The sequence below is a fragment of the Mycobacteroides saopaulense genome, from assembly GCF_001456355.1.
Classification (GTDB): Bacteria; Actinomycetota; Actinomycetes; order Mycobacteriales; family Mycobacteriaceae; genus Mycobacterium; species Mycobacterium saopaulense.
On record NZ_CP010271.1, the window covers coordinates 2197196 to 2216205 of the forward strand.

Genomic DNA, 19010 nt, shown 5'->3' on the forward strand with positions numbered 1-19010 from the left:
CCGTCCCACCTCGGATAGTCGCCAGACCTGCGCCCTGCTGCCCGTCGGATTCGTCGGGCAGCAGGGCGCTCGTCGTGGACTGAGTGCTAGACGGGCACGCCCGGTGCCGGAGGCGCGGCAGGAGGCGCCGGGGGCGCGGGCTGTCCCGGCGGAACTGCTTCGGGCGCCGGTGCACCAGGTGCCGCGGGGGCGGCAGGCGGTGGCGGCTGGTTGGGATCGGCCGGCGGGGGTGGCGGCTGGTTGGGATCCGCGGGCGGGGGTGGCGGCTGGTTGGGGTCGGCGGGCTGTCCCGCCGGAGGTGTGGCCGGAGTCGGCGGCGTCCACGGACGGATCGACTCGGTCAAGGCCTTGGCCACGCCCTTGTCCACCGGTGAGGCCGCGGTACCGAGCCAGACGATGAACCAGCGGTCCTTGCCCTTACCCACGGCCGCCGCCCAGATCTGACCGGGCTCCTTGGCGGCGTCATCGAACTTGACCTCGTAATACGAAGAAGCCGCGGGCATCCCGGCCACCTCGAAGCTCTGGTCTTCCTGGTTGATGCGGTTACCCGGGTAGGGCATGAAGAACTCACCCATATCCGAGGCCAGGCGGCGTGCGGCCTTCTGATTGTCGGGCTCGGCACCGGCGAAGAGCTTGAGGTCCAGACGGCCCAGCAGGATGCTTCCGTTCGGTGCGGCCGGATTGGTCAGCAGCGCGGAGCCATAGGTCAACCTACGGGCGTCCGAAGGCGTCCAGCTTTGGGGCACAACGTAACTGAAGCCACCCTGGTCGTTGTTGACGCGGCCGCCATCCGCCGGAGCGCCGGGCGCGCCGGGTGCGGGCGGAGTGGTGGGTGCGGCGGTGCCGGGCGGCGGAACGGCAGGAGGTGTAGTCACCGTCGTGGGCGTCTCCGGATTGGGTGCCGGTTGGCCCGGGGCGGGCGTCGCAGGCGGCGGGGGTGCATCGGTGGTCACCAGGTGGATGTCCGCCGTGCGAATCGATGCCGGCGCCTGATCGGCCGGTGCCGCGGCCAGGGTGATCGCCCCTGCCCCGGACAGCGAGGTGACCGCGACGGCCGCCGCTATCACCCGCGCTCGTTGCGCCCGCTTCGCTGCCGATGTTGCCCGTGGTTGCTGCATGCCAATGAACGTACCGTTTTGTCGTGCACGTGCAAGCGTAACCGGCAATCGGCGCGCCTGATTTACCGAAAGTTGCCAGTGGCGCCACTTCAAGATTATTCGGCGCGGTGGCAAGGGGTTTGGCTGACCGGACGCAAACATAGGTTTCCTCTCGAAGTCCCCGTCCCCAGCTACTGCGCCGCCTGAATGACGACCTCGTGGGCCTTCACGGCAAAGTATGCCGGCGCATCGGGTGCCAGCCTGAGTTCTGCCGCGGCGGCCGCGGTGATATGTGCGGTGAATATCGTGGTCCCAGCGGTTGCCGTTACAACCACGCTGTCTCCATGTGCGGTAAGGGCCGTGACGGATACCGCGATGACATTGCGTGGGCTACCCCCGGGTGGGGATAGATGTACGCCGACGGCGCGCGGTCCGAACACCGCGACGGCCTGTCGGCCTGGCTCGGGGCGTTCGGCACCGGACCACACCCCGTGAATGACCAGATCGTCGATGTGGAGCGCGCCGTCGGGACCCACGACGCCCTGGACAAGGTTCACCCCGGCGAAGCGTGCACCGAACTGGCTGGTCGGGCGGGCCAACACGGTGGCGGTGTCCCCCAGCTCGACAACTCGTCCGGCCTCGAGCACCATCACCCGATCGGCGATGGCGACCGCATCCATGATGTCGTGGGTCACCATCAGCGCGCATTGGCCGTTGCGTCCCAGCGCCCTTGCCAGCAGTGCCCGGACGGCAGGGGCGCTGTCGGCGTCCAGACCGGCCAGCGGTTCGTCGAGGAGCACCAGATCGGGCTCGGTGGCCAGCGCCCGCGCGATGGCCACCCGCTGCGCCTGCCCACCGGACAGTTCGCCCGGCCGGCGTCCGGCGAGATCACTCGCCCCCACCGATTGCAGCCAGCGGTCGCGCGCGGCGGGGGTTTCGCCGTGCCGTTTACCGCGCATTCCGAACTCGACGTTGCCGGCCACCGTCAGGTGTGGGAACAACAAGGCTTCTTGAAGCAGAAGCGCCGTCCGGCGCCGGTGTGTGGGGACGAAAATGCCCGTGGCACAGTCCGTCAGCACATGCTCGCCCAGCGTGATCTGTCCGGTGTCGGGTCGTAACAGACCAGCGATGAGTGCCAGCAACGTCGATTTACCAGCCCCGTTGGGTCCGACGATGGCCACGGTCTCCCCCGCCGCGACCGTGAACGCGGCCCGCACGTCGCGCCCGGAATGCCCTGCGTCGAATCGCAGTTCGCTCATCAGCGCCACCCGCCGGGGCGCCAGGTCTGCGCACCGACCACGGCGAGTACGACGGCCGCCACTGATACCAGGAGCAGTGACAGGGCTACCGCGGACTGTGCATCGGATTCGCGCTGTAGGTAGATCTCCAGCGGCAGCGTGCGCGTGACACCCTGTCGCGATCCCGCGAACGTCAACGTGGCACCGAATTCGCCCAGGGCGCGCGCGAAAACAAGGACCGTTCCCGACACCAGCGCCGGCATCACCAACGGGAGCGATACCCGGCGTAGCACGGTGGTGGGCGGCGCTCCAAGGCTGGCCGCCACGTCGTCGTAACGCTGTCCCGTCGAGGCCAGTGCGCCCTGCAGGCTGATGACCAGGAACGGCAGTGACACAAAGGTCTGCGCCAGCACCACCGCGGAGGTCGAGAACGCGATGTGGATTCCGGCGGCGTCCAGGTAATGGCCCAGAAGTCCCAGCTTGCCGAAGGCGTACAGCAGGGCGATGCCACCGACGACGGGCGGCAGTACCAGCGGCAACAGGATTATCGGGCGCAGCAGCCGAGTCGTCCAGCGGGGCCCACGAGCCAGCACGACGGCCAGCGGCACCCCCAACACCAGGCACAGCGCCGTGCTCGCCAAACACGTCCTGATGCTGAGCAGAAGGGCGGCCTGGGATGCCGGGCTGGTGATCAGTGCCGGGAACTGGGCCCAGTCCGCCTTCACCACCAACGCCAGTAGCGGCAGCACGATCAGCACCGTCGCGATGGATGCCGGCACGTACACCCAGCGCGGCAGACCGGGTGCGGGCGTCACGGCGCGGAGAACCCCGCAGCGGCCAGAATCTTGTGCCCGGCGTCCCCGGTGACGGTTTCGACGAACTGGTTCGCGCGTTCCGGACTGCGTGAGTTCGCGGTCACCGCAATCGGATAAGTGTTGACGATCGACTGTGCCTCGGGGAAGGCGACGGCGGTGACCTTGTCGCCCGCCGCCTTGGCATCGGTGACGTACACCAGACCGGCGTCGGCCTGACCCGCGATCACCTTGTTCAGCACATCGGTCACCGAGGACTCCTCGCTGACCGGATTCAACGGCACACCAGTCTCTTTGGATGCGGTGGCGGTGGCCGCTCCGCACGGAACCTGCGGGGCGCACACCACCAGGTCAAGCCCCGGCCGGCCCAGGTCGCCGAACGCGGCGATGCCCTTGGGATTGCCCGGAGCGACGACGATGGTCAGCGTGTTGGCGGCGAAGTCGACGGGATTGATGACCGAATGCGCCTTCCATGCCTTATCCATGTTGGCCGAATCGGCGGTGGCCAACACGTCGCCCTGAGCTCCCTGCGTGAGCTGCGTGACCAGATCCGAGGACCCGGCGAAGGTGAACTCGACCGTTGTCCCCGCGTGGGTCGATTCAAAAGACTTCCCGATTTCGGTGAAGGCCTTGCGCAGCGATGCGGCGGCCAGCACGTGCAGCCGAACGGCGGCCGAGTCCGAACCCGGCGACGGGGCCGCTGTGCTGTCCTGAGACGCCGTCCGTGAGCCGCAACCCGACATGGCCAGCGAACCTGCGAGGAGAACCGCGGAGAGGAGTTTCAGTGGACCCAGGATCCGTCTACCGGTCATCGGCACAACCCTAGCCGTACCTGGGGCGATACGCGGTGGTCGAGCATATTGCTACCGTCCAGTAATATTGGTCGTCAAACCCGTGCGACCCGGCCGCCAAATCCGGGGTATGAGGTCCGGGTTGTGTCACGATCAAGCTGATCAGACCTGGCGACAGGCGCGGATCGGTAAGGCTTGCAGGAAGCTAAGGAAGGTACCGCCATGGACGTACTGGTAACCGGAGCGGTTAACGAGGTCGGCCGGGCGGTCGCTGCGGAGTTCCGTAACGCCGGCCATCGAGTCGTCATCACCGGCCCCAACGCCGACGAGTTGGAAATCGCGGCCAAGGAGCTCGAGGTCGACGCCATCGTGTGCGACAACGCCGACCCCGACAGCCTGGAAGAGAACGTCGAGCTGTTCCCCCAGCATCTCGACGCCATCGTGAACATCCCCAATCCCGTCTGGAGCGAACCCGGGCCGCATCTGGGAACCCTCACCGATACCGGCGAAGCCTGGCTGTCCCGGTACGAATCGAGCGTGCTGACGGCGGTGCTGACCGTGCAGTCCATCGGTGATCACCTGCGTTCCGGCGCGGCGATTGTCAACCTGTGCACGCTCGGGACCCGCGACCGGTCGGGTGCGACCACGGCCGCCAAGGCCGCCCTGTCGGCATGGACCGCCGAGCAGGCCGAGCGGATGGGTACCCGCGGGATCACCATCAACACCATCGCGCCCGGACAGTCGGCCGAGGCCAACTACGACGGCCTCGACAGCGCCGATGGCGCACATGAACTGGTGGCCGCAGAGATCGCCCGGCTGGCATTGTTCCTCACCAGCCCACAGGCGCGTCACATCACCGGTCAGACGTTGCACGTCAGCCGCGGCGTCCCCGCCGGCGTTAGCTGACAGAAGCTGGAGTGCACTCCAGCCGTAGATCATCGAATTGCCTTGCGGGGCAAGACAGTAATGCCGTATCGGCGGATCGGGCGTAGTCTGGCCGGGTGACCATTCGGCTCGGATACCAGATCCCCAACTTCTCCTACGGCACCGGCGTCGCCGACCTCTTCCCCACCGTCGTCAGACAGGCGCGTGAGGCGGAGGCATCGGGATTCGACACGGTCTTCGTAATGGATCACTTCTATCAGCTGCCCATGATCGGCACCCCGGATCAGCCCATGCTGGAGGCATACACCGCCCTGGGTGCGCTGGCGAGTGCGACCGAAACCATCCAGCTCTCGACGCTGGTGACCGGCAACACGTACCGCAATCCGGCTCTGCTGGCCAAGACCATCACCACCCTCGACGTGGTCAGCGGCGGGCGCGCGATCCTGGGTATCGGCGCGGGATGGTTCGAACTGGAACATCAGCAGCTGGGGTTCGAATTCGGTACCTTCACCGACCGTTTCGAGCGGCTGACCGAGGCGCTGGAGATCATTCCGCCGATGCTCCGCGGCGAGCGCCCCACCTTCGAGGGCAAGTACTACCGCACGGAATCGGCGCTGAACGAGCCCCGCATCCGGCCGAACATTCCGATCATGATCGGCGGCAGCGGCGAGAAGAAGACCTTCGGTCTGGCGGTGAAGTACGCCGATCATCTGAACCTGCTCAGTTCGCTGGACGAGATTCCGCACAAGCTGGCCGTGTTGCGGCAGCGCTGTGAGGAGGCCGGCCGGGATCCGTCGACCCTGGAAACCTCGGCGTTCTTCTCGGTGTTCATCGACGATGACTCGGCGACGGCCTGGAAGCTGGCCGGAGAGCAGCTGCGTAAGAACGGTATCGACCTCGAGACGTTGCCCGAGGAAGCCCGGGCCCAGGTCCTGGGACGCACCCTGGTGGGCAGCCCCGAGGAAATCGCCGAGCAGGTGCAAACCCGTGTGCTCGATCAGGGCATCGACTCCGTCACGCTCAACGCGACGGCCAACGGGCACGTCCCCGGCGTCGTGGAACTGATCGGCAACACTCTTCGCCCGCTGTTCAAGGACTAGTCGGCCGGATTCGTCCTCGATCGCGCGATCCTTCGGCAGGATGTGGGATATGGACGCACTGTTCAGCCTGCAGCCCGCCGCCTCGGCGGTGGAGGCGCTTCTTGCCGGCGTATCCGACGATGCGTTGGACGACCCGACTCCCTGTGCCGACCTCACGGTACGTGCGCTGTTGAACCACCTACTGGGCCTGTCGACGGCCTTCCGGTACGTCACCGCGCCCGAGGAGGCCGCGGCACTGGGCATCGACCTGTCGGGCCCGTCGTTCACCGAGGACCTCGACCCGCAGTGGCGGACCGTGTTACCGCAGCGGCTCGCCGATCTCGTCGAGACCTGGAAGCAACCAGGAGTCTGGCAGGGCGAGTCGACCATTGCCGGAACCGTCATGCCCAATGACCAGGTGGCGATGGTGGCTCTGGACGAACTGGTGCTGCACGGCTGGGATTTGGCGGCAGCGACCGGTCAGCCGTTCGACCTGCCCGAGGGCACCGATCCGGGTCTGTACGGGTTCATCAGCGCGCTCGCCTCGGATAGCGGGATACCCGGCCTGTTCGGCCCGCAGCTGGCGGTCCCGGCGGGCGCGCCGCAGTTCGACCACATGCTCGCGATGTCGGGACGTGATCCAGGCTGGCGACCAGAGACCATGTGAGATATTTCGCTAAACTAAGTGACGCGACGTGCGGGGAAATCCCGACTACGGTTGGGGTGTTGGACCAAGTGTCAGACAAGGTGAATAACCCCAGTTGAGACACCATTCGATGAGGAGTGATCGATGAGCACGACACCAGACGCCGCCGGCCTTGCGGCGCCTAATGTCGCCGCCCCCGCGGCTCCGGTGCCCGGAGCCGCCAATCCGAAGCCCAAGATCAAGGACGCGCTGACACCCAAACACCGGGTTGTCATCATCGGTTCGGGATTCGGTGGTCTCACCGCTGCCAAGACACTCAAACGTGCGAACGTCGATGTCACGCTGATCGCGCGCACCACCCATCACCTGTTCCAGCCGCTGCTGTACCAAGTGGCCACCGGGATCATCTCGGAGGGCGAGATCGCTCCCCCGACCCGGCAGATCCTGAAGGATCAGGACAACGCCCAGGTGGTCCTCGGCGATGTGACGAGCATCGACCTGGGGAACCAGGTGGTGCACTCCTCGCTTCTGGGACACGACTACTCGACGCCTTACGACAGCCTGATCGTCGCGGCGGGCGCCGGCCAGTCCTACTTCGGCAATGACCATTTCGCCGAATGGGCCCCTGGGATGAAGACCATCGACGACGCTCTGGAACTGCGCGGACGCATTCTCGGCGCATTCGAGCAGGCCGAACGGTCCAGCGATCCGGTGCGGCGTCGCAAACTCATGACCTTCACGGTGGTCGGTGCCGGCCCCACCGGCGTCGAGATGGCCGGGCAGATCGCCGAGTTGGCCAATGAGACCCTCAAGGGCACCTTCCGGCATATCGATCCCACCGATGCCAGGGTCATCCTGCTGGACGCCGCGCCCGCCGTGCTGCCGCCCTTCGGCCCCAAGCTCGGCGACAAGGCCCGCAAGCGCCTGGAGAAGCTGGGCGTTGAGATCCAATTGGGTGCCATGGTCACCGATGTGGACCGGAACGGCCTCACCGTCAAGCACTCCGATGGCACCGTGGAGCGCATCGAATCGTGGTGCAAGGTGTGGTCGGCAGGTGTTTCCGCGAGCCCCCTCGGCAAGAACCTGGCCGAGCAGTCGGGCGTCGAGCTGGATCGCGCCGGGCGTGTCAAGGTGGGGCCGGACCTGTCAATTCCCGGTCACCCCAACGTGTTTGTGGTCGGCGACATGATGGCCGTCGATGGTGTGCCCGGTGTGGCCCAGGGGGCAATCCAGGGCGGGCGATACGCAGCCAAGCAGATCAAGGCGGAGCTGAAGGGCCGCAGCGCCGAGGAGCGTGCTCCCTTCAAGTACTTCGACAAGGGCTCGATGGCCACCGTCTCGCGGTACAACGCCGTCGTCAAGATCGGCAAGCTGGAGTTCAGCGGATTCATCGCCTGGCTGAGCTGGCTGGCGCTGCACTTGGTCTACCTGGTTGGGTTCAAGAATCGCCTGGTGACCCTGATCCTGTGGTCGATCGCCTTCATGACGCGCTCGCGCGGGCAGATGGCGATCACCGAGCAGCAGGCGTGGGCGCGAACTCGTTTGGACCAGCTCGAAGAGCTGGTCGCCGAGAAGAACGGCGACGACGAGAAGGCCCAACAGCCGCAGGAAGAAAAAGCCGCAAGCTAGAGCGGGGTCACTCGGACGGAAGGCGCTGCCCCTGCCAGGTGAGCAGGGAAGCGTCGCCGGCCAGGCGCAGCACGGTGGCGTCGGCGGGGACAGGTGTGTCGAGATTGGTTGCCGGGTAGCGCAGCTCGTTGACCAATGCCAGCGGGCAGCCCAATACGTCGTCGGTCACCGATCCCGCGCCGAGCTCGACGCGATGTCGCAGTAGCGGGCTGTCGTCGACATCGACGTCCAGTTGGCCGCTCCAGAAACCTGAAGACTCCCCTGCGCGGCCGATCTGTACGCGCTCCCGTAGACGCAGTCTGGCACCCGCCGATCCGCGAACGGTGACGTCTGAATGGTGAGAGGCGTTGGCCGCCACGATGGTTGGCGCCGGGTCCAGATCGAGCTCGCCGGCCACCGAGCAGTCCCACGCGGTCGAGGACCGAAGGCTGTCGCGGCCGGGCAGCGCCACCGCCGCTGCCACGGATCGCACCCGCAGCAGCGCACCCTCACCGACTTCGATGCGTACGAAGATCTTGTCGCCGCCCAGTGGACTGGCGGCCACGCCGACGAGATGTACGGTGTCGCTGTCGGTGAGCCGGCCTTGCAGGCTGCCCGTGCAGCGCAACCGCGGCAGTTGGCCCTTGTGCGCGACGATCTGGACCTCAGTGCGCATCGGAATCTGGTGCGTGGGTGTGCGGTCCCTCGAGATGGCTTCGGACCCAGGCCAATACCTCGGAGGCCGTGGGGTCTTCGGTCAGGGAGATCATCGCGGTCGGACGACCATCGCGCACAGCAGCCGCATCGCGGGCCATCACGCCCAAGTCAGCGCCCACCATCGGCGCCAGATCGGTCTTGTTGATCACCAACAGATCCGAGAAGGTGACGCCGGGGCCACCCTTGCGCGGTACCTTGTCACCGCCTGCGACGTCGACGACGAAGATCTGCACGTCGATCAGGCCCGAGGAGAACGTGGCGGTGAGGTTGTCGCCGCCCGATTCGACGAGGATGAGGTCGAGCGGTTCGTTGGTGGCGATGAGATCTTCGATGGCGTCGAGGTTCGCGGTGATGTCATCGCGGATCGCGGTGTGTGGACAACCGCCGGTCTGAACTGCGGTGATGCGTTCATCGGGAAGCACCGCGTGGCGGCGTAGAAAGTCGGCATCCTCGGTGGTGTAGATGTCGTTGGTCAGGACCGCCACCGAGATCTCGTCGCGCAGCGTGCGGCACAGCGCGGCGACCAGTGCCGTCTTGCCCGACCCCACCGGGCCGCCGATCCCGATGCGCAGCGGGTCCCCCGGCTGACGAACGCGACGGGGCCGGTCGATGTGTTGGTGGGGCTGGCCGTCGAGGAGGTGCGGTGGCATGTTCATCCAATCCTGGTCGTGCGTGAACTACGAAACAAAAAGCGGTCGTTCGCGTCGGAGGTGTTGTTCGGCGAGCACGTCGAGTAGGGGGTCTGACAGGCTGGCCAGCTCGGCGGCGGCCAGCGACGCGGTCTGCTCACACAGGCTCGTCAATGCCAGGGTGCCCACCGCCACCTCCGCCGGATCCAGGGCCAACAGCCGCTGTCCCGCGGTGGCGGACCCGGTGAGGGTGGTGTACACGACGACGAGGGCGATATCACGACCCGCCAAACCCGTTGCCGCTCCGATGATGCCGTACACAATGGGCAGATGCGGCTGCCTGCCGCACGGGCTCCAGTCGATGTGGGGCCAGGCGCTGGCGGCCAGGCGCTTGAGCCCTCGGCCCTGGGCGCGCGAGGCGTCTCGGGCCGCCTGTGACGGGGTGCGCGCATCGGTCTCGGCATCGGCACGCACCGGATCGAGTCGGCCGGTGGTGATGGCAGCGGCGATCGAGGCCGCCACCAGGCCGTGGGTCCGGATACGCCGCCGCAGGTATGCGTTGAGAGTGGCGCAGTCGCGAACGAGGCCCTGGGCGATGGCCTCCTCTACCCCACCGGAATGCACATGCGAACCGGTGGGCAACCGGGAGTCCGCCAGCGACAGCAGCAACGCCGTTGTCGTGGATGCGTCGGTGGCTTCCATCAGAACAGGAAATACCTTTGCGCCATAGGCAGTTCGGCGGCGGGCTGCTCCTGCCACACCTCTCCGTCGATGCGCACGGTGAACGTGTCGGGGTCGACCCGGATATCCGGCATCGCGTCGTTCAACGGCAGGTCTGCCTTGCCGCGGTGACGAACATTGCGGGTGGGAACCAGCCTGCGCCGGAGCGCGAGCCGGGCGGCCAGGTCGTCCTCGATGGCCGTCGGCGAGACGAAATGCACGGCCAGCCCAGGGGCCACATTGGGCATGGCACCGAACATGGGTCGCGGGAGCACCGGCTGCGGGGTGGGGATGGACGCGTTGGCATCACCCATGGCCGCCCAGGCGATGGCGCCACCCTTGATGACCGCATGCGGCCGCACGCCGAAGAACGCCGGCTCCCACAGCACCAGATCGGCCAACTTGCCGACCTCGACCGAACCCAGCTCGTGGTCGATACCGTGCGTGATCGCCGGGCAGATGGTGTATTTGGCGACGTACCGGCGCACCCGATTGTTGTCGTTGCCGTGGGCACCGGCGGGGTCCCCCGGCAGTGCACCGCGGCGTTTCTTCATGACATGCGCGGTCTGCCAGGTGCGCATCACCACTTCGCCGATGCGTCCCATGGCCTGGCTGTCACTGCCGATCATCGAGATGGCACCGATGTCGTGCAGCAGATCCTCGGCGGCGATGGTGGAAGGGCGAATCCTGCTCTCCGCGAAGGCGAGATCCTCGGGCACGGCGGCATTGAGATGGTGGCAGACCATCAACATGTCGAGGTGCTCGTCCAGGGTGTTGACGGTGTGCGGGCGCGTCGGATTGGTCGAGCTGGGCATCACATTCGGATGGCTTGCGACGGTGATGATGTCCGGCGCATGTCCGCCGCCCGCGCCCTCGGTGTGATAGGCGTGGATGGCGCGTCCGGCGATCGCGTCCAGGGTGCCTTCGACAAAGCCCGTTTCGTTGAGGGTGTCCGAGTGCAGGGCGACCTGGACATCGGCCTCGTCCGCCACGCGAAGGCATGCGTCGATCACGGCGGGCGTGGTGCCCCAGTCCTCGTGCAGTTTGAAACCTGCAGCACCGCCCCGCAATTGCTCCCACATGGATTCGGGATTGACGGTGTTGCCCTTACCCAGCAGCAGCACGTTCACCGGCCACCTGTCGAGCGCCTGCAGCATTCGGCCCAGATGCCACGCTCCGGGAGTGACGGTGGTCGCCTTGCTGCCCTCGGCGGGGCCGGTGCCGCCGCCGATCATGGTGGTGATTCCGCCGCCGATGGCTTCGTCGACCAACTGCGGACAGATGAAATGGACGTGGCAGTCGATGCCGCCCGCCGTGACGATCCGGTCATTGCCGGCGATGATCTCGGTGGACGGGCCCACAACCAGCTGTGGATGGACCCCGTCCATGATGTCCGGATTGCCGGCCTTGCCGATCCCGACGATGCGTCCATCGCGAATGCCGATGTCGGCCTTGATGATTCCCCAGTAGTCGATGATGACGGCGCCGGTGATGACGGTGTCCGGCGCACCTTCGGCGCGGGTTACGCGACTTTGTCCCATCGATTCGCGCAGCACCTTGCCGCCGCCGAACACCGCCTCCTCGCCGGCCAAGCCGGGACCGCCGCATCGATCTTCGGTGATCTCGATGAGCAGATCGGTATCGGCCAGCCGGATGCGGTCCCCGGTCGTGGGGCCGTAGAGCTTGGCGTAATGCGCTCGGGTCAGTCTGGTCATGCCGGATCACCGCCGTTCAACTTGCCCGGCGCATCGAGTGTCAGTCCGTGAACTTCGCGGCGACCACGCAACGGAACCAGCTGAACCCGCTGGGCCACACCGGGTTCAAAACGCACCGCGGTGCCCGCGGGTATGTGCAGGCGATGACCGTGGGCTGCGGCTCTGTCGAAATCGAGCGCCGGGTTGGATTGAGGGAAGTGCACGTGGCTGCCCACCTGCACGGGCCGGTCTCCGGTGTTGACGACGTGGAGTTCGATGACGGTGGCGCCCGCGTTGAGCTCGATATCGTCGGGTGCGAAGAGGTATTCGCCGGGAATCATCTGGCTCATCCGATCGGGTGGTGCACGGTCACGAGTTTGGTGCCGTCGGGAAAGGTGGCCTCCACCTGGACATCCGGGATCATCTCGGGCACGCCGTCCATGACGTCTTCGCGCCCCAGTACCTCACGTCCGCTGACCATCAGTTCCGAGACCGTCCGACCGTCGCGGGCGCCTTCGAGGAGATGGTCGGTGATGATCGCGATGGCCTCGGGATGGTTGAGGCGCAGGCCTCGGGACTGGCGTCGCCGCGCCAATTCCGCCGCGTAGGAGATGAGCAGCCGTTCCTGCTCGTGCGGGGTCAATCGCATAAGGGGCGATCCTGCCACGATCCGGGCGGCCAGGCACTTTCACGGCCCGCCGACGGCCTGTGGCGGGTTTTGCCGTGCGGCCTTGATCTTGAATGCGAGAATCCACCGGAACTGGCTGTGTGCAGGAGCGATCAGGAGGGTGCACGATGCGGTATGCGATGACGTTGGGGTGTGTGGTGTCGGCGGCGGTGCTGCTGACGGGGTGCAGTCAACCCAGCGAGGGGATAAAACCGGTGGCGGCACCGTCCACCACCGCCGCCGACATGCCGATGACCGCAGGCACGTCGGCGCCGGCATCCGTCCCGGCCACCACCAAGGCGCCTGCACCGCCGCCGCTGGTGGTCACACCGGACAAGGTCGAGACGATCCTGAGCTCGCGCGCCGAGGTCGGGAAGATTCTGGGAACGACGCTGGAGTACGAGAACAATCGATCGGCACCGCCAACGGACGCGGTGAGCGGTCCACCGGACTGTGTGAATCTGGACAATCCGCGAGCCGGTCAACTGGGATCGGAGTGGACCACATACCGCTGGAACTATTACCGCGAGACCAAGGACAGCAGCTCGTACATCGTGGGTCAGGTGGCCGTCCTGTATCCCACACGCGAGGAGGCTTCCGCGGCCTTCACTCGGTCATATCCGCTGTCCATCTCGAAAACATGCGTTGACGCGGGGATTTCCATGTTGAACGACAAGTGGAAGATCAGCAGCATCACCAAGGTCACCGACACTGCGGCCACATGGGCTCAGCTTCAGATCGCAGAGGGCACGCCCTGGCACTGCTTCTTCGACTTCCGTAACAAGAACAACGTGCTCTTCGGGGCGTACCTGTGCCAGTTCGGTGATGGTGTGCCCGGGGTTACGACCATTGCCGACCGGATCGCGGCGTGGATTCCGGAATGAAGGGGATGAAGGTGACTAGCACATCGGTGTATCGGAAGGCCGTGGTCGCGGTGTGTGCGGCAATCGTCCTGACCGGGTGTTCGATCTTCGGGGGTGGTCAGAAGGATCCGGCGACTTCTGAGTCGCCCGCGCCGTCGGGCACCCCGAAGACGTCGACCACCGTCTCGGAGAACGCGATCAGTCCGGATACCGCCAACTCGCTGATTGTCCCCAAGGACGACGTCGGCGAACTCATCGGATCCACGCTGGGCTACGAGGGGAAGTCTTCGGATCCACAATCGTCGACCGTCGAGGGCAAGGAGTCGTGCCGGGCTCTCCTGGTGCCTTTGACGACCGACATCGGCAGCACGTGGACCACCTATCGAAACGTGTGGTACCAGGAATCCAAGGAAACCTACGATCACTCGATCGGGCAGCGTGTCTTGTTATACCCAGCCAAAGATGCCGCGGCGGAAACCTATTCGAAGGAGTTCCCGGTCACGGTCCGCGAGTGTTCAGGTGAGGACATCAAGACCGACACGGCGACCTGGCGCGTAACCGTGCGTGAGGCGTCGCAAGACCGGGTGCAATGGGTGCTTGAGCAGATCGAAGATGGTCAGCCCAACGGATGGCGCTGTAACAAGGCGGCACGCATCATCGACAACGTGCTGTTCTCGGCGACCGTCTGCCAGCGCGGTAATGGCGTACCCGCGATGAAGGCCATCATGGACAGGATGGCGGCGGCCACCCAGCCCAAGTAAGCCAGCCGTGGCGAGGGGCGTGTAACACTGGGCGCGAGCAACCCGATGTAGCCATGATTTGGGTCGATGCGGGTCTGAAATCGACAGGGAGGGATTTGGATGCGTTACGTATTGACGGCCGGATGGCTTGGTCTGGCTGCGATGCTCGCGGTGAGTTGTGGCACCGACTCGGGAGGTATCAAACCGATCCCGGTCGGTGCGACCGCGACATCGGGCGCGCAGGCCGATTCGCAGGACGCGGTGTCCCCGACAAGCCCCAAGACCACCGCACCGTCCGTCACGACGTCGCTGGAACCGCCTCCGCCGGTGATTGTGACCCCGGAGAAGGCCGAAGCCACACTGATCTCTGCCGATGACGTCGGCAAGATCGTGGGCTCGCCGCTGACCTTCGAGGTGAAGAGCTCGACTCCGGAGGATTCGCCGAGAAGCGGCAAATGTGAGGCGCTGGCCGGACCGTTCACTGACGTTCTGGGTGACGAATGGACGACGTATCGGCACGTCGTACAAAAGGAGTCAAAGGAGCGGTACGACCACATTGTGTGGCAGGCCGTGGTGCTGTTCGCCGACGCGAAGACCGCTGCCGACCAGATGAAAAAGGCATTCCCGGACTCGCTGAAGAGCTGTGTCGACACCGAGCAGCCGACCGGCGACCTCGACTGGCGGGTGGAGAGTTTCTCTGCCGAGGGGAAGACGGTGAGATGGGTCGAACAGCAGCTCAACGATGGCAAACCATCGGCGTGGAGATGCTTTTTCGAGTACCGGGCGAAGAACAATGTGGTGTTTGGTACCCGCCTGTGCCAAGCGGGCAATGGAGCGCCGGCGGTGACCGCGATCGTCGACCGCATGGCCGAATGGATCCCGGCATGATCGCGGCGAAGAACATGACAGGGGGGTTCATGGCAAGCACGTTTGGTGGCACGACGGTGCGGACGGCGCTGTGCGCTACGGCAATCGCGGCGCTGGCGTTATCCGGGTGCTCCACCCAGAAGCAGGCCACCGGCACCTCGACGGCTGCCACCACAACCACGTCACGGTCGGTCAACGCCCCTGCGCCGGGCCCCACGAGCAGCGGGCCCGCTGCTCTGACCGGGTGGCCCGGGCAGGACAAGATCAGTGAGGATGCCATGGTGGCGGCGCTGTTCACCGACGAGGAGATCGCGAAGGCTCTCGATACCGAGGTCGCCAAGACCAACAAACGGGAGAAGCCCTTCACGGCCACGGAGTCCGACGACGCGAGTTGCAATGTGACGCAAGGGTTGACGGTCGAGTCTGTGGGTAAGGACTACGAGACGTTCCGCGGAACAGAGATGCTGCTCGGGGACGCCAAGAAGCCGGACGCCCAGGTGTACCAGGCGATCGCGGCATATAAGGACAAGAACGCCGCACAGACGCAGTTCACGACGGCCGTCGACGCGATCAAGGAATGCGACGGAACGACGTACAACTTCACCGATCCGGACGGCGAGAAGGTGCCCGTCACGGTGTCGGTTTCGTCCGCAAACGCCAAGAAGGCGAACTGGGCCCTCACCTACGGCCCGAGTAAATACCGCTGTTTCGTGTCGTACAACGGCGTCGCCAACGTGATTGTGCAGACGCAGGTTTGCGCACGAAGCAATTCAAAGCAACTGGTGCAGAAGATGGCCGACAGGATTGTCGACAAGCTGCAGCTGAGCTGACAAGCCTCCGGATCCAGTGGGGACTGGATCCGGGCGGGGGGACGAGGATGGCGGCCCGACCATCGGGGGGCCGGCCGGCATCTCTCGAAATGAGCTCGGGTGGGCGCACGGGGGTCGCGCCCACCCGAGTCTCACAGGTTCTGCAGTCGCACCTGTCCCCGCGCGATCGTGCGGTTGTCGCCGTCGGTGATGGTGACGAGCCACAGCTGCTGACGACGACCCCGGTGGATCGGCGTCGATGTCGCGGTGAGCGTGCCCGCCGAGATCGCACGCAGGAAGTCGGTGTTGTTGTTGACGCCGACGACCGCGCTCTCCTCCCCCAGCACGTTGGCCCGCCAGATGTATGCGGACACGCTCGCCACGCTCTCGACCACCGAGCAGTACACGCCACCGTGCACGATCCCGTTGGGTTGCAACAGATTCTCGGTGACAGTCAGGCTGGCGGAGACACCGTCGGGCGTCAGCGAGGTGTATTCGAGTCCCACGAGCTTGTCGAAGGGTGCGGTGGGCATCGTGCTGAGGTGCTCCGGCGTGTCTGGCATTTGATGTTCATATCAAACGAAGAAGGACCCCATGTGCCGAGGCACATGGGGTCCTTCCTTCGAGTGGACCGGGGGTCTCTGCAGCCCTCAGGACTCCGGCGCGGTCCGGGTGTCTGGTCGCGCTGTAGCGCGTTCGACGTGACTAAGGATAGGCAAGGCTGCCCTAAATTGCAAGGGCCTTATGGCGGACCGGCAATCCGAGTGTCATGAACCGGTCCAAGATCGCTTGCCCGCGACGCATCCCGTCGGTCTCGCTGGACCGTGCCAGCAGCGGAACGTGAGTTGCCGCGCCCACCACTGTCGAGCCGACCAGCTGCCACATCTGGCCGATTTCCATTGCGCCGGAGCTGATCTGCGTCAGGCGGGTGAACAATGGAGCCAGCGCGCGATGGCACCGGTGCGCGGTCCACGCGGCGAGCGCGTCCTCGCCGGGAAAGACCACCACCTGCTCGCGGTCGCGGTCCGGGTCGTCGGGCAGTACTCGTAGGGTCGGGTCGACAACGCCGGCCCAGTCGATGCAGCCCTCGGAGTCGAAGTAGACCCATAGGTTCCCCAGCCCCGGATCCCAGGCGCGGCCCTCCAGGACCACCAAGGCAACCAGGCGTCCGACCACGGTGTGCACCAGAGCGTCGGCGAGTTGGTGGACGGCAATCGAGTCGCTGCCGGTCTCCTTGACGGCGCGGGCGTACATCTGCTCAAGCCGATCAGTATTGAGTGCGCGCGCCAGCGGCCACCATCGGCGGCGGCCTACGTCGGACATCATGGCGACGCCGTAGGCCCGCGGGCACTCCGGATACAGCTCGCGAAGCCGGGCGCTCGATTCGTGCAGCGGCAGTGATTGGCGGATGGACATCCCGGCGATCAGCGGATCGTCGGCGATGAGACTCCTGGTCGAAGAGCATCGGTCGATGGCCAGTGTCACAGTTGGCAGCCTCCCTTCACGTAGACAAGATAGGTTAGCCTAACCACATGTACGATGACATCGCCAGGTGCGGACGTTGTGAGAGCCCTCACCGAAGCCCCTGATCATCGGCCGGTGTCGACGGTTCGACTCACATGGTGAGACCGGACCGAGCCCTGGAACAAAGACCGAGCCTCGGATCGTTGGTTGTCAGAAGTAGTACGACTGGATGTAGTACGGCATTGCGTCGGAGGTGAACGTAGAATGTTCGGAATGGCACGCCTGGGCGAACTTGAACGCGCGGTGATGGACCACCTGTGGTCCTCTCCCGAGCCTCAGACTGTGCGTCAGGTCCACGAGGCGCTGTCGGCACGACGTGACCTCGCCTATACAACTGTGATGACCGTGTTGCAGCGCCTTGCGAAGAAGGATCTGGTCGTTCAGCACCGCGATGACCGCGCGCATCGCTACGCCCCGGTCCACGGTCGCGACGAGCTGGTGGCGGGGCTGATGGTCGACGCATTGGCGCAGGCCAACAACTCTGGTGCCCGCGAGGCGGCATTGGTGCACTTCGTGGAGCGCGTCGGCCCCGATGAGGCCGATGCGCTGCGTCGCGCCCTGGCCGATCTCGAGGCGAAAGATCCATCTGCTGGCGGTCGCCCCACCGCGTAAGGGACACTGGTTATGTGTCCGCCCTGGCGTTCGCGATTCTCGCGCTGCTGCTGACCGGTCCTGTACCGGCGTTGCTCGCGCGTGCGCGCTGGCCGTACCGCGCACCACGCGCCGCCATGGTTTTGTGGCAGGCCATTGCGGTGGCTGCGGTTCTCTCGGCCTTCAGCTCCGGGTTGGCGATAGCGAGCCGGCTTCTGGTCCCCGGGCCCGATGGTCACCCGACGGCCACGATTACCGGCGAAATCGACCGTCTCGGTTGGGGTTTGTGGCTGCTCTACGTCACCGTGTTCGCGATCACGATTCTGATCGGTATTCGGCTGATGGTCTCGGTGATTCGGGTAGGTGTACGTACCCGACGCCGCCGGGCACGCCACCGTGCCATCGTCGACCTGCTCGATCACAAGCGCTACTGCGAGAACTGGCGTGGCGGCTACGACATCCATCGCCGGCGCGATCACGACCTGCGTGTCCTGGAAGTCGACGAACCCCTGGCGTACTGCTTACCGGGTGTGCGCAGCCGGGTGGTCGTCAGCGAGGGAACGCTGAGCACGTTGGGCCACAACGAGGTGGCGGCAATCGTCGCGCACGAACGCGCCCATCTGCGCGCCCGCCACGACCTGGTGTTGGAGGCGTTCACTGCCGTGCACGACGCTTTCCCGGTCATCGTGCGTAGCAGGAATGCGCTGGACGCGGTCAAGCTGCTCGTGGAACTTCTTGCCGACGACGCGGCGGTCCGGACCGCGGGCCCGACTCCCCTGGCTCGTGCACTCGTCGCGTGTGCGGGTGGCCCGACGCCGGTCGGCGCCATGGCCGCCGGTGGTCCCACCACGCTCATCCGGGTCCGCCGTTTGGGCGGCAGCGGGAACAGCCTCCTACTCTCCTGCAGCGCCTACACCGCCGCCGCCGCAATCCTGGTGGTGCCGACGCTGGCGGTTGTCATCCCGTGGTTCACCGAACTACAGCGCCTGTTCAGTCAGTAATCGGCCAGTAGGTGACCCGCGCTCGCGGCCCG

General features: G+C 65.8%; 22 protein-coding genes. 10 read left to right on the forward strand and 12 right to left on the reverse strand.

What is annotated here, in order from left to right:
* Positions 1-86 precede the first annotated feature (86 nt).
* From MYCSP_RS10990 to modA, 4 genes are all read right to left on the reverse strand, one after another.
* Positions 87-1118 (reverse strand): APA family fibronectin-binding glycoprotein, encoded by a 1032-nt coding sequence (locus MYCSP_RS10990; RefSeq protein ID WP_088413788.1) that lies wholly within the window; start codon positions 1116-1118, stop codon positions 87-89.
* Between the two features lie 170 nt (positions 1119-1288).
* Positions 1289-2356 carry a sulfate/molybdate ABC transporter ATP-binding protein gene (locus MYCSP_RS10995; RefSeq protein WP_088415576.1) on the reverse strand — a complete coding sequence of 356 codons (1068 nt, stop codon included), beginning with the start codon at positions 2354-2356 and terminating at the stop codon, positions 1289-1291.
* Positions 2356-3150 (reverse strand): ABC transporter permease, encoded by a 795-nt coding sequence (locus MYCSP_RS11000; protein ID WP_088413789.1) that lies wholly within the window; start codon positions 3148-3150, stop codon positions 2356-2358. The genes MYCSP_RS10995 and MYCSP_RS11000 overlap by 1 nt, the downstream gene beginning before the upstream one ends.
* Positions 3147-3959: a molybdate ABC transporter substrate-binding protein gene (modA, locus tag MYCSP_RS11005; protein ID WP_088413790.1), complete on the reverse strand. Its 813-nt coding sequence runs from the start codon at positions 3957-3959 to the stop codon at positions 3147-3149. Before modA ends, MYCSP_RS11000 begins: the two co-directional genes overlap by 4 nt.
* Positions 3960-4160: 201 nt before the next feature.
* On the opposite strand from modA, the gene MYCSP_RS11010 reads away from it, so the two are divergent.
* The 4 genes from MYCSP_RS11010 (at position 4161) to MYCSP_RS11025 (ending at position 8177) form a co-directional block, all read left to right on the forward strand.
* Complete coding sequence (locus tag MYCSP_RS11010; protein WP_070912542.1) at positions 4161-4844, forward strand: SDR family oxidoreductase; 684 nt, start codon at positions 4161-4163, stop codon at positions 4842-4844.
* Positions 4845-4939: 95 nt separating this feature from the next.
* Positions 4940-5923, forward strand: a complete 984-nt coding sequence (locus MYCSP_RS11015) for an LLM class F420-dependent oxidoreductase (protein ID WP_088413791.1) — start codon at positions 4940-4942, stop codon at positions 5921-5923.
* Between the two features lie 49 nt (positions 5924-5972).
* The gene (locus MYCSP_RS11020; RefSeq protein ID WP_088413792.1) at positions 5973-6569 is read left to right on the forward strand and encodes a TIGR03086 family metal-binding protein; all 597 of its coding nucleotides are present in this window, start codon (positions 5973-5975) and stop codon (positions 6567-6569) included.
* A 123-nt stretch (positions 6570-6692) separates the two neighbouring features.
* Positions 6693-8177, forward strand: coding sequence for an NAD(P)/FAD-dependent oxidoreductase (locus MYCSP_RS11025; RefSeq protein WP_088413793.1), 1485 nt, complete (start codon positions 6693-6695; stop codon positions 8175-8177).
* A 7-nt stretch (positions 8178-8184) separates the two neighbouring features.
* On the opposite strand, the gene MYCSP_RS11030 is transcribed toward MYCSP_RS11025, so the two are convergent.
* The 6 genes from MYCSP_RS11030 to MYCSP_RS11055 are packed head-to-tail and all read right to left on the reverse strand — an operon-like array spanning position 8185 to position 12565.
* The gene (locus MYCSP_RS11030; RefSeq protein ID WP_088413794.1) at positions 8185-8832 is read right to left on the reverse strand and encodes an urease accessory protein UreD; all 648 of its coding nucleotides are present in this window, start codon (positions 8830-8832) and stop codon (positions 8185-8187) included.
* Positions 8822-9523 carry an urease accessory protein UreG gene (gene ureG, locus MYCSP_RS11035; protein WP_083013395.1) on the reverse strand — a complete coding sequence of 234 codons (702 nt, stop codon included), beginning with the start codon at positions 9521-9523 and terminating at the stop codon, positions 8822-8824. Before ureG ends, MYCSP_RS11030 begins: the two co-directional genes overlap by 11 nt.
* A 27-nt stretch (positions 9524-9550) precedes the next feature.
* Positions 9551-10204 (reverse strand): urease accessory protein UreF, encoded by a 654-nt coding sequence (locus tag MYCSP_RS11040; RefSeq protein WP_083013334.1) that lies wholly within the window; start codon positions 10202-10204, stop codon positions 9551-9553.
* Positions 10204-11937, reverse strand: a complete 1734-nt coding sequence (locus MYCSP_RS11045) for an urease subunit alpha (protein ID WP_070912537.1) — start codon at positions 11935-11937, stop codon at positions 10204-10206. Before MYCSP_RS11045 ends, MYCSP_RS11040 begins: the two co-directional genes overlap by 1 nt.
* Positions 11934-12257, reverse strand: a complete 324-nt coding sequence (locus tag MYCSP_RS11050) for an urease subunit beta (protein ID WP_083013333.1) — start codon at positions 12255-12257, stop codon at positions 11934-11936. The genes MYCSP_RS11045 and MYCSP_RS11050 overlap by 4 nt, the downstream gene beginning before the upstream one ends.
* Positions 12258-12262: 5 nt before the next feature.
* Positions 12263-12565, reverse strand: a complete 303-nt coding sequence (locus tag MYCSP_RS11055) for an urease subunit gamma (RefSeq protein ID WP_070912535.1) — start codon at positions 12563-12565, stop codon at positions 12263-12265.
* Positions 12566-12711: 146 nt separating this feature from the next.
* Here MYCSP_RS11055 and MYCSP_RS11060 point away from each other — a divergent pair, with 146 nt between their 5' ends.
* The 4 genes from MYCSP_RS11060 to MYCSP_RS11075 all read left to right on the forward strand — a co-directional run bounded on the left by MYCSP_RS11060 (position 12712) and on the right by MYCSP_RS11075 (position 15883).
* Positions 12712-13467, forward strand: coding sequence for a sensor domain-containing protein (locus MYCSP_RS11060; RefSeq protein WP_070912534.1), 756 nt, complete (start codon positions 12712-12714; stop codon positions 13465-13467).
* Positions 13464-14207: a sensor domain-containing protein gene (locus tag MYCSP_RS11065; protein ID WP_088413796.1), complete on the forward strand. Its 744-nt coding sequence runs from the start codon at positions 13464-13466 to the stop codon at positions 14205-14207. The genes MYCSP_RS11060 and MYCSP_RS11065 overlap by 4 nt, the downstream gene beginning before the upstream one ends.
* A 99-nt stretch (positions 14208-14306) precedes the next feature.
* A complete protein-coding gene (locus tag MYCSP_RS11070; RefSeq protein WP_083013332.1) occupies positions 14307-15074 on the forward strand; it encodes a sensor domain-containing protein in 768 nt (255 codons plus the stop codon).
* Positions 15059-15883, forward strand: a complete 825-nt coding sequence (locus tag MYCSP_RS11075; protein ID WP_407661670.1) for a sensor domain-containing protein — start codon at positions 15059-15061, stop codon at positions 15881-15883. Before MYCSP_RS11070 ends, MYCSP_RS11075 begins: the two co-directional genes overlap by 16 nt.
* A gap of 131 nt (positions 15884-16014) precedes the next feature.
* On the opposite strand, the gene MYCSP_RS11080 is transcribed toward MYCSP_RS11075, so the two are convergent.
* The gene (locus MYCSP_RS11080) at positions 16015-16425 is read right to left on the reverse strand and encodes a PaaI family thioesterase (protein WP_070912532.1); all 411 of its coding nucleotides are present in this window, start codon (positions 16423-16425) and stop codon (positions 16015-16017) included.
* A 163-nt stretch (positions 16426-16588) separates the two neighbouring features.
* The gene (locus MYCSP_RS11085) at positions 16589-17347 is read right to left on the reverse strand and encodes an iron reductase (RefSeq protein WP_088413797.1); all 759 of its coding nucleotides are present in this window, start codon (positions 17345-17347) and stop codon (positions 16589-16591) included.
* Between the two features lie 243 nt (positions 17348-17590).
* Between MYCSP_RS11085 and MYCSP_RS11095 the strand changes: the two genes are divergently transcribed.
* Both MYCSP_RS11095 and MYCSP_RS11100 read left to right on the forward strand, forming a co-directional pair.
* Entirely contained in the window at positions 17591-17998 is a 408-nt protein-coding gene (locus MYCSP_RS11095) for a BlaI/MecI/CopY family transcriptional regulator (protein ID WP_070912530.1), read from the forward strand.
* A 14-nt stretch (positions 17999-18012) separates the two neighbouring features.
* A complete protein-coding gene (locus MYCSP_RS11100; protein WP_070912529.1) occupies positions 18013-18978 on the forward strand; it encodes a M56 family metallopeptidase in 966 nt (321 codons plus the stop codon).
* The last annotated feature ends 32 nt before the right edge of the window (positions 18979-19010 follow it).